Source organism: Sphingobium sp. AP50, assembly GCF_900109095.1.
GTDB lineage: Bacteria > Pseudomonadota > Alphaproteobacteria > Sphingomonadales > Sphingomonadaceae > Sphingobium.
This window is the reverse complement of record NZ_FNYZ01000046.1, coordinates 1-8,404: the sequence shown is the minus strand read 5'-3', so window position 1 is coordinate 8,404 and position 8,404 is coordinate 1. Positions and strand designations below refer to the sequence as shown.

The following is an 8,404-nucleotide window of genomic DNA, read 5'->3' as shown; positions in this document are numbered from 1 at the left end:
TATCAGGTCGGGCAGACCGGCAAGATCGTGGCGCCCGAAGTCTATGTCGCGGTCGGCATTTCCGGCGCGATTCAGCATCTGGCGGGGATGAAGGACAGCAAGACCATCATCGCCATCAACAAGGATGAGGATGCGCCGATCTTCCAGGTCGCCGATATCGGCCTGGTGGGCGATCTCTTCAAGATTGTGCCGGAACTCACCGGCAAGCTGGAGGCATCGTGACCATTTATTGAACAGACATACTGAACCGCGCGAGATTTGCCGAAAACCTCAACTTTTGAGGGATTTTTGAGGCCCAGCGCCGATTTAAAATAGGTCACGGGATCGCGATATCTCTCGATCACAGTGTCCGATCGGTTCAGGATCGGCGACGCGGGAGGATCGGCAGGATTTCGTCCACCGGATTGCCACCGCCTGGCGCAAATCCGGGATCTCGCTTGGGCGGTTATTCGCCATGATTGAAATCGTCCGATTCATAAAGGTCGATGAAGCTGTTGAAGCCTTCACCCATCCAGACGTCGCGCCGTTCGTCAAAGCCGACGATCATCGTCAACCAGCTGTGCCCGATCTTTCACGGTCAGCACTTCCGACCGATTGACCAGTTCGCCCGACCCGGCGGAAAGCAAATTCGCCGGGACCATCAGCCAATAGTCTAAATCGCCATATTCCAGATAGAATTCCTGGGCGAGATAGCACGCCAATGGCCGACAGGATCGCCCGTCCACGCTTCATTCCGTTCATTGCCCCCTTATTCTTGTCTGATCTTATGCTGTGGTCGGCTTCGAATGCTGGTCAGGGAACGATCGGCAGCATCACCGAACTGGACCGCCGCGCCGCCATGCCAGATGCTCTGCGTTGCTTTCTTATAGTCGCCAAGCTTGGTGAACATGATGTTGTCGACGAAGCTCTGTGGGTTTCGGTCATAGAGCGGGAACAGGCTCGACTGCACCTGCACCATGATCCGGTGTCCGGGCAGGAAGACATGGTTCACGTTCGGCAGCGCCCAGCTATAGCATTCGACCTTGCCCGGTTTGATCGCGACAGGCCTGGCGAAATCCTCGCGATAGCGGCCCCGGAAAATCTCTATCCCGATCGGCAACTCATAACCTGCCATGGACGGCTTGCCGCCCTGATCGGCGGTTTCGGGCACGTCATTGGGATAGACGTCGATCAGCTTCACCACCCAATCGCTGTCGGTGCCGCTGGCGGCCGGATCGCGCTGGGCGCGCCCACGCATCTGCGCCGGGTGGATTTTTCGATCCCGCTCCAGGCGCGCGGGCGTCAGGCAGTTGCCGGTCCCAGGGATGATCGCATCTTCATGATCCTCGATCAGGGCGAACGGGGCGACATCTACACGATGCGTTCGGACGGCTCGGGTGATCAGGTCGCGATCACCCATGGTTATGATGCCTATATCTGATCCTTCGCCGTCTCGCCCGATGGCAAGACTTTGGTTCTGTGGGACAAGCAGGCCCGCCTGCAAAAGGTGGATATCGCCACCGGCCGCGTCACCCTGCTTGCCAAGGACGATACGGGCGACGATCAGCCTTTCCACGACCTCGCCTTCTCGCCCGATTCCAGCCATGTCGCCTATGCAGAAGTCGCGCGCCAGAATGGCGGCAACCCGACCGACATCTTCGTCCAGAATCTGGCCAGCGGGGCGCGGGCGAAGGCGACATCGGGCAAATATAATGATTATGCCCCGGCCTTTGCCCATGATGGCGCCTCGCTCTATTTCCTGTCCGACCGCAATTTCGATCCCATGCCGGGCAGCCCCTGGGGGGACCACAACATGGGCGTCGCTTTCCCCAATCGCGGCGAAATCTATGCTCTCCAGCTTGATCCAGCCGCCGAATTCTGCTTCCGCGAGGATAATGAACTGACCGGCAAGGCGGAGGACAAGGCAGACGACGCCGCAGCCTCAGACAATGGCGAGAAAAAGAAGGACGAGGAAGAAGACAAGAAGAAGGAGGAAAAGCCAAAGGCGTCCCGCATCCTTCTCGATGGGATGGCCGAACGGCTCTACAAGCTGCTGACCGCGCCGGGCATGGGCGAGATGCTGCTCGCCACCAAGGATTTCCTGTACAACCGCAAGGGCGATGACCTTGTCTCGATCGCGATCGACAAGAGTGATCCCAAGATCGAGACTTTTGCCAGAAAGACATTGGACGCAGGTCTGTCGGCCGATGGCAAGATGCTGCTGGTGCCCGCCAAGGCCAAGATGCCCGACAAGCCAGAACCCAATATCGTTCGCCTTGATGACTGGCGCCTCGCGGTCGATCCGATGTCCGAATGGCGGCAGATGTTCGTCGATGCCTGGCGCCTGCACAGCGATTTCGCTTATGATCCGGCCATGCGCGGCGTGGACTGGAACGCGGTGCGTGCGCGCATGGAACCGCTACTGGCGCGTATCGGCCATCGGGCAGAACTCAACACGATCCTGGGCCTGATGGCATCCCAGCTTGGCATCCTGCACAGCCAGGTGCGCCCCGGCGACCTGCCCAAGGATGGCGAGAATAGCGAAATGGCGTTCCTGGGCGCCCGTTATACCCCGGTATCCGATGGGCTGCGCATCGACAGCATCTTCCGTTCGGAGGCCGATCCGGTCTCGATGCGCCCGCCCTTGCGACGGCCGGACGTCGACGTGCGTATCGGTGACGTCATCCGCCGGGGTGATGGCCGACCGGTCGCCTCGCTCGGCGCGCTGCGTCTGGAACTGGCGTCAAAGGCCGGTCAGGAAGTGCGGCTCGATCTCAGCCGCGCCGGCAAGCCAGTCAGCGCGATCGTCGAACCGATGACGCTGGAAGGCGAAGTCACCGCCAGCTATCAGGATTTCGTCGAAGACAAGCGCATTGCGGCTGATAGGTTGTCGGACGGCAAGATCGGCTATCTCCATCTGCGCGCCATGGGACCGGAGGATGTCGCCAGCTTTGCCCGCGACTATTTCCCGCAACTGGGCAAGGAGGGGCTGAACATCGATGTCCGCAACAATAATGGCGGCAATATCGACAGCCTGATCATCTCGATGCTGATGCGCCGGGCCTGAACCTGGGCCTGGGCCTGGGCCTTCTGGGCGAAGCCGGACGGCACGGGTGTTCCCACCACAAATATGCAGAATGCCTATCGCGGCAAGATCGCCGTGCTCATCGACGAACGAACCTATTCCGATGGTGAAACCTTCGCGGCAGCCATCAAGTCGCTGGCATTGCGCCGCTGGTCGACACGCGCACGGCTGGCGCAGGCATCTGGCTGTCCGATCGCAACCGGCTAAGTGACAGCGGCGCCGTGCGTGTGGCAGAAAATGTGCAATATGCCGCCGACGGCACATGGATCGTCGAAGGGCGCGGCATAGCGCCCGACCATGAGGTCGAAAATGGGCCTCACGCCACTTTGGAAGGACATGACGCCCAGCTGGAAGCGGCCGTGTCCCTGCTCAAGCAGGAAATCGCGGCCGGTCCCGTCCAGCCGCTCAAGCCACAGCCATTATCGCCATTGGCAACCCCGGCGAGCGACGTTCATCCGATCACCCCAGCCACGCGATAGCCTGGCAGGGCCATTTTCCGTCACGGCACCGCGGAAACCTGCTTGGCACGAACAGCGACTTCCAGTGGTTGCGCATAGGGTGAGGACCAGAGCGTTTCGTGCATGCGGCCGATCCGGTCGGCCATGGCCGCATCGCGAAACACCAGTTCGATATTGCGCGACGTGTCGAAATAGCCGCCTTCCCAGTTGCTGGTACCGACCCAGGCGATCTTCCCGTCAATCGCCATCGTCTTGGTGTGGATCACGCGGGCAAAGGGGATCGGCCCTTCCTTCGCTTCGGGAATGGTCGCGACCCGGATCTCGACATTGGGAATGGCAGCAAGGCTGGTCAGCCAGGGGGTTTTCTTGGGCGTCAGGTTCCAGTCGGCGACCAGCAGCTTGATCTTGACGCCCCGTTCCGCTGCCGCCCGCAGAGCATTGTCGATCACAGGATAGTAGCCGCCGCCGAAACTGAGCGGCGCATAGGTCATCACGGTGATGCGCACCTCCTGCGCGCTCTGCCCGATCAACCGCACCAGTTCCGCCTGCGAATCCCCGACCCCGGCCGGATTGAACGCATTCGGGCTGGCAACCAGCGTAGCGGCACCATTGTCATTGGCCGCGACTTCGCCCTTGTTGGTCGGCGCAACCGTGCCGCCTGCCGCCAGCGTCGCCTGCGCAGCCCAATCATGCGCGAAGATTGCCGCCAACTGGCTCACCGCATGGGGATCGTCGATCTTCACCCCGGTTTCGTCGATTTCGCTGAGCGAGCGCCAGTCGAAATTCTGGCTGCCGACATAGGCGCTCCTGCCGTCCACCACGAAGAATTTGGCGTGGATGATGCCGCTGCCGCTCACTTGCGCGAAGTTCAGGATGCGAAAATCCAGATGGGGAATGGCGCGCAGCCGGCCCAGCGTCGGCTCGTCCGACATCTTGACGCCCTGTCCCTCCATCAGGAAGCGAATCTTCACGCCCCGCCGCGCGGCCTCCTCCATGCAGCCGATCACCCGGTCCAGTGGCTCGCCGGACTTGCCCGCGACGTAGAATTGCTCGAAATCCGCCGTCTGCCGTGCATCCTTGAGCATCGCACACCACACCGGTGCGAGCTCGCGCAGGTCCGGCGTGGTCAGGCTGGTGCCTTCCGGCGCATTATGGATCAGCTCAAAACCGGCAAGCGGGCTGGCTGCTTGCGCTGCGAGCAAGGCAAGCGGACCGATCACTATATTTTCTCCCACTTTATGGCACCCGATTATGCCCAAATAAGGCCACACCTATGCGCGTCTAGCGCGCATGGCCACAGCAGAGAAAGAACAACGCCGATTCACATCATTCAGGGACATAGGCCAGATTATCGTTGGGCAGGCGATAGGTCACCCCAACCTTGACGCCGCCGCCTTTCCCACCTGGTTGGTCGATATGTAGCGCTGCAACTTTTCATCATCCTTCACGGCGATAGTCATGTCCGCCTGACGCGAATTTCCGACAGCCATCACGTTTCTGGATTGGAAGGAGTTGAGCGGATTTCGCGTAATCAGCACCACCAACACGACGCAGATTACCAGAAACAGATCGACCAGATTGACTACCGACAGGATCGGATCTTCGGCTTCATCATCTTGGGTAGCAGCCCGATTCGCTCATGATAGCGGATTGTTTCGACGTTCGTGCTCGTTGCCTTGCCCATATCGCCGATAGTGACTGCCATGCTTAAGCGCATAGTGACGGAAAGGGCCAGCCGCAAATCATCAGGCACAATGTGTCGAAAATAGTAAACAGCGACACGCTTGACGAGATAGGACATAGGCGTTTCCCATCACTGTCACATATGCAACAGACGGCCGTAAAAAGTCCCTAAATTTCTACAATTTCCAAGTAAATCAGAGACTTAAGAACGATGGTGGGCCCGGCAGCAACCGAAATGCTTAATTTGGGGGTTGAAAACAAAGGATTTTTTCTGCTCGTATTGCGATCATACCCGCAATTATGCCCGCATCTAAAATCCGCTCCGCAATACAGCATTTTCTCCTTATTTATCAGCCTTCTATATCAACCGCCTCCCCCCGTCAAACGATCCTGATCGGTAGAGATCGGTTAGGTTGCGAGTTTGGTTGGTCATTCTCTCCGTTCGCGATCGCTTTCCCGATGGGAAGGCCGCTCCGGGAGCCCCCAAACATTAACGCAGTAGCATCGAGCCGCCAAGCCTGGGCGGCATAACTAAGGTCACATTCCTGACCGAGGGCTCGGGCACCCATATCCTGAACGAATGAAGGGGCTGCAATTCTATGACCCGGCCGAACGGGCGCGCGAGAAGCAGCAAGCCCGCGACGAAGATGAGGCAGACCGGCGCAGCGGCAAAGTGACGAGTGACGAGCTTGCCGCGCGTAACGGGTTCTTCAGCAGCCTTGCGATCCGCCAGGGCCGCATCAAATTCCGCGGCTCGTTTGACGGCTAAAGTTTTGTTGCTTTCCCGGGCCTAGCTCTTGATCGAAACCTTGGAGTTCAATCTTTCGAGCATGGCCTTGCCTGGCTTGAAGTGTACTCTCGATTTGGGTTCAACGGGGACCCCCGCGCCGGTACGTGGGTTACGGCCGTTGCGGGCCTCATAGGCTCTGACCGAAAAAGCACCGAACCCCCGCAGTTCGACCCTGCCTCCGGATCGAAGTTGCTCGGCAATCGAACCGAAGAATGTCTCCACGATCGTTTCGGCGTCCGCCGCAGACAAATCTGGATACTCCTCGGAAATCCGCGTGATCAATTCCGATCGAACCATCAATTCCCCCTGCTTGGTCCCCTGCACTTATATGCACGAATCGGGAAAGGCACAGTAGAGGCTTCTCGCGCGGCTTGCATTTAACCTCGACAACATCGCCTCCGTTGCGATTTTCAAGGCAATGCAGCTCTTGCAAATGCCGACAGAATACAGTCAATCTCAAAGCATGATTGGTCCCGATGCTGCGCCTTTCGATGACGTAACAGGTGATCATCGGTGGATTGATGCTGCGCTTTCACAGCAGCTTGCAGAGCTGGCCGAGAGTGGTGATAGGGGGATTGCCGAGTTCAAGCGCGGACTACAAGAACAAGCCTCTTCTCTTGCCAAGTAAATTGCTGGCTTTGCAACGAGTCGCGCCGGACGCATCTTCCTGGGCATTGAGGATGACGGGGCGATTGCCAGGATCAAGGGGTGCGACACCCATGACGGCCATAACGGGATCAGAAGCTGCATCGAGGGCATCGTCAAGACGGTCCGTCCCCACGTCCATGTGCGCCTTTCCTTTGCAACTGCCGCAGGGCGAATCGTGGTCGCGCTCGACGTCGCCAAAGGCAAGCAGCCGATCTATTATTCGAAGGACATTCATTACCTCCTCGACGATGCTGCGTCATCCGCCTCGGTTTCCTACGCGCTGGGGGCCATTTGCATCAACTATTAGACGCCGGGTTCTTCGGGTAACTTCTGCCACTGCTTCGGTGCCGAAATGTAGGATGTCATCATCAAGCGCTGGCCCGATTGGCGGCAAGGAGCAGAATTCCTCGATCATCTCGTCGCGCAAAGCGAGCGCTGCCGTGCAGAATACCGCATTGCCATCTTTGTCGACCATCAGTTCGGATCGCTCTACATCGTGGATTCCTTTGATCACCTCCTGATCGCTCGGGAGGGCAACCTGGTCGATGAGCCCCATGATCGGGCGTGTTGCAGGGGCATCGCTACCAGGAATTCGCTTGAATTCTCAATCTGATCAAAACGCGGCTGAGAGAAAGCAACTGCCAACCCTTGCTTATTACCAAACCAATTGCATAACGTGGAAAGGGGGCGCAAGATGACAGTCGCTACCCGGAGATTCTATCGTGCAGAAAGCTTGGGAACGGCAGGATGAGGTGGGTAGGGAATGGCGTGTTGCGGTCTGAGTTAACACAGACCTCGCCGGACCACAGTTTTGAAGAGAAATCTCATCCGTGGTGCCGATTATTCTCGATTCGCAATTTATTTTTCAATTCGAACAAATTTTTATCAAAGCTATTCGCAAGGTATCGGATCAATATTCCAATAGCTATTTTTTCAATGTTAATTGATTTGTAATATATAAATAAAATGATGATCGGGAGAGTTATGCATGAGCATATCGGAAGCATCACGCGAAATATATCGAACGCTTGTAGATTCTTATGTCGCCATCGCATTGAGCGTGCCCATCGTACTTATTGGCATATTCTTGACGGGATCGCTTTACTATGTGACCTTTGTTAGAAAAAATATCGACGATCGTTCGTGGAGCGGTTGGCTCAATTACCTTTTTCCTCGCGACATGTACACAAGTCCGTCAGCCAAGATCGACATCTGGGTATGGATCATGAACGGACTCCTATTCATTCCGATATTCGAAGTGTTTATCGTCGTTGTCGGATTGGTCGTTGGGGTCAGTTTCTACGGTCTCATTGCGAGCACTTTGGGGCCTATTCGACCGGTGACCACAGCTGTCTGGGGTGTGGTTGGAATACAGTTTCTCGGCTTCTGGCTCGGTCAGGGTATAGGTCAGTATGTCGGCCATCTTGCAATGCATAAGGTTCCGGCGCTTTGGGCGCTTCACCGGGCCCATCATTCCGCCGAGTCACCCAACCTGTTCGCCTTTTTGCGAAGCCACCCGCTCGAGCACTTTCTCAATGGGTCGACGCGGGTTCTGGGCACTGTAGCAGGAACCGGCCTCACGCTATATCTAACCGCTGGGGATCTACATGCAGTGACCCTCGCGACGATCTTTTGGTTCAATATTGCCTATGTCCTCATCGGCTTTAGAGCCTGATTCATAATTATCCGATGAGATTTCATAGCCTTGCGATGCGACGGGCGAATAGCTGTATAGAAGCTATGAACAGCCACGCGGTTGCT

At 57.3% G+C, this 8,404-nt stretch carries 13 protein-coding genes and 1 pseudogene; 7 read left to right on the top strand and 7 right to left on the bottom strand.

Annotation, left to right across the window (positions count from 1 at the left end):
- Window positions 1-222, top strand: a 222-nt coding sequence (locus BMY84_RS28550; RefSeq protein WP_218147073.1) for an electron transfer flavoprotein subunit alpha/FixB family protein, incomplete at its 5' end; no start/stop codon positions are given.
- A 308-nt stretch (window positions 223-530) separates the two neighbouring features.
- Here the strand turns inward: BMY84_RS28550 and BMY84_RS29570 are convergent.
- The gene (locus BMY84_RS29570; protein ID WP_143075209.1) at window positions 531-725 is read right to left on the bottom strand and encodes a M1 family metallopeptidase; all 195 of its coding nucleotides are present in this window, start codon (window positions 723-725) and stop codon (window positions 531-533) included.
- 23 nt (window positions 726-748) lie between these two features.
- On the bottom strand, window positions 749-1,399 hold the full coding sequence (locus tag BMY84_RS30995; RefSeq protein WP_177204256.1) for a CocE/NonD family hydrolase C-terminal non-catalytic domain-containing protein: 651 nt from the start codon (window positions 1,397-1,399) through the stop codon (window positions 749-751).
- Between the two features lie 51 nt (window positions 1,400-1,450).
- Between BMY84_RS30995 and BMY84_RS28535 the strand changes: the two genes are divergently transcribed.
- Both BMY84_RS28535 and BMY84_RS30990 read left to right on the top strand, forming a co-directional pair.
- Window positions 1,451-3,046, top strand: a complete 1,596-nt coding sequence (locus BMY84_RS28535; RefSeq protein ID WP_093088523.1) for a PDZ domain-containing protein — start codon at window positions 1,451-1,453, stop codon at window positions 3,044-3,046.
- Between the two features lie 63 nt (window positions 3,047-3,109).
- Window positions 3,110-3,543, top strand: a pseudogene (locus BMY84_RS30990) (S41 family peptidase).
- Window positions 3,544-3,563: 20 nt separating this feature from the next.
- Here the strand turns inward: BMY84_RS30990 and BMY84_RS28520 are convergent.
- From BMY84_RS28520 to BMY84_RS30735, 3 genes are all read right to left on the bottom strand, one after another.
- The gene (locus BMY84_RS28520; protein ID WP_218147071.1) at window positions 3,564-4,742 is read right to left on the bottom strand and encodes a phospholipase D-like domain-containing protein; all 1,179 of its coding nucleotides are present in this window, start codon (window positions 4,740-4,742) and stop codon (window positions 3,564-3,566) included.
- Window positions 4,743-4,892: 150 nt separating this feature from the next.
- Entirely contained in the window at window positions 4,893-5,060 is a 168-nt protein-coding gene (locus BMY84_RS30985; protein WP_371262470.1) for a hypothetical protein, read from the bottom strand.
- A 44-nt stretch (window positions 5,061-5,104) separates the two neighbouring features.
- Window positions 5,105-5,323 (bottom strand): hypothetical protein, encoded by a 219-nt coding sequence (locus BMY84_RS30735; RefSeq protein ID WP_256215502.1) that lies wholly within the window; start codon window positions 5,321-5,323, stop codon window positions 5,105-5,107.
- Window positions 5,324-5,785: 462 nt separating this feature from the next.
- On the opposite strand from BMY84_RS30735, the gene BMY84_RS28505 reads away from it, so the two are divergent.
- Window positions 5,786-5,974 (top strand): hypothetical protein, encoded by a 189-nt coding sequence (locus tag BMY84_RS28505; RefSeq protein ID WP_093088519.1) that lies wholly within the window; start codon window positions 5,786-5,788, stop codon window positions 5,972-5,974.
- Window positions 5,975-5,995: 21 nt separating this feature from the next.
- On the opposite strand, the gene BMY84_RS28500 is transcribed toward BMY84_RS28505, so the two are convergent.
- Window positions 5,996-6,292, bottom strand: coding sequence for an HU family DNA-binding protein (locus BMY84_RS28500; protein WP_093088517.1), 297 nt, complete (start codon window positions 6,290-6,292; stop codon window positions 5,996-5,998).
- Between the two features lie 136 nt (window positions 6,293-6,428).
- Between BMY84_RS28500 and BMY84_RS29565 the strand changes: the two genes are divergently transcribed.
- The gene (locus tag BMY84_RS29565; RefSeq protein WP_143075207.1) at window positions 6,429-6,623 is read left to right on the top strand and encodes a hypothetical protein; all 195 of its coding nucleotides are present in this window, start codon (window positions 6,429-6,431) and stop codon (window positions 6,621-6,623) included.
- Entirely contained in the window at window positions 6,624-6,950 is a 327-nt protein-coding gene (locus BMY84_RS30980; RefSeq protein ID WP_093088515.1) for an AlbA family DNA-binding domain-containing protein, read from the top strand. It abuts the gene before it with no gap.
- Here BMY84_RS30980 and BMY84_RS29560 read toward each other — a convergent pair.
- Window positions 6,900-7,199: a hypothetical protein gene (locus tag BMY84_RS29560; protein ID WP_143075206.1), complete on the bottom strand. Its 300-nt coding sequence runs from the start codon at window positions 7,197-7,199 to the stop codon at window positions 6,900-6,902. The genes BMY84_RS30980 and BMY84_RS29560 overlap by 51 nt on opposite strands.
- Before the next feature lie 432 nt (window positions 7,200-7,631).
- Between BMY84_RS29560 and BMY84_RS28490 the strand changes: the two genes are divergently transcribed.
- Window positions 7,632-8,318, top strand: a complete 687-nt coding sequence (locus tag BMY84_RS28490) for a sterol desaturase family protein (RefSeq protein WP_093088514.1) — start codon at window positions 7,632-7,634, stop codon at window positions 8,316-8,318.
- Window positions 8,319-8,404: the final 86 nt, after the last annotated feature.

Bases quoted from the DNA above. Each gene is read 5' to 3' on its own strand.
- BMY84_RS30735 (WP_256215502.1), bottom strand. From the start codon at position 5,323: ATGTCCTATCTCGTCAAGCGTGTCGCTGTTTACTATTTTCGACACATT.
- BMY84_RS28490 (WP_093088514.1), top strand. From the start codon at position 7,632: ATGAGCATATCGGAAGCATCACGCGAAATATATCGAACGCTTGTAGAT.
- BMY84_RS29560 (WP_143075206.1), bottom strand. From the start codon at position 7,199: ATGGGGCTCATCGACCAGGTTGCCCTCCCGAGCGATCAGGAGGTGATC.
- BMY84_RS29565 (WP_143075207.1), top strand. From the start codon at position 6,429: ATGCCGACAGAATACAGTCAATCTCAAAGCATGATTGGTCCCGATGCT.
- BMY84_RS28500 (WP_093088517.1), bottom strand. From the start codon at position 6,292: ATGGTTCGATCGGAATTGATCACGCGGATTTCCGAGGAGTATCCAGAT.
- BMY84_RS30995 (WP_177204256.1), bottom strand. From the start codon at position 1,399: ATGGGTGATCGCGACCTGATCACCCGAGCCGTCCGAACGCATCGTGTA.
- BMY84_RS28505 (WP_093088519.1), top strand. From the start codon at position 5,786: ATGAAGGGGCTGCAATTCTATGACCCGGCCGAACGGGCGCGCGAGAAG.